General features: G+C 35.3%; 1 protein-coding gene. It reads right to left on the bottom strand.

Annotated features, from left to right (window positions below; all coding sequences use genetic code 11):
* Positions 1 to 151 precede the first annotated feature (151 nt).
* On the bottom strand, positions 152 to 405 hold a 254-nt coding region (locus GQ590_RS12110; protein ID WP_160409319.1), incomplete at its 5' end, for a hypothetical protein.

Here is a 405-nt window from a genome sequence, read left to right on the forward strand (position 1 = left end):
GACTAGCTCATCAAACCAACTGACCACCTTATATTGATAAGAAAGCAGATAAGGGAGCGCTTTATTGCCATATCTGTCTGTGTCGATTTTGAGTAAAAAGCATGCCGTGTAATTCATGTTTCAAACAAGTAACCTAATAATGATAAGAAAGTTATAAAACATAATGACCACTTTCGCCCATGCGGAATCGTAAAGTTCCATCACTTTTTTTAGAATAATAGTGGATACCTGTCAGAAGGCGTTTACCTTTTCCTGCAGATTGTACTGCACCATTACCTTTGTATAAGCGATAAATCTCCGGATTTTTTATCCAGTTGGGTACATTTTCCATATGGTAACTAAAATGTACCATTGGCATATTTTTCAATTGATGATCAATTTCCAATATTTTTTCTACCACCACTT

Origin of the sequence: Gilliamella sp. Lep-s35 (assembly GCF_009795845.1) — a bacterium.
Lineage (GTDB): Bacteria > Pseudomonadota > Gammaproteobacteria > Enterobacterales > Orbaceae > Gilliamella.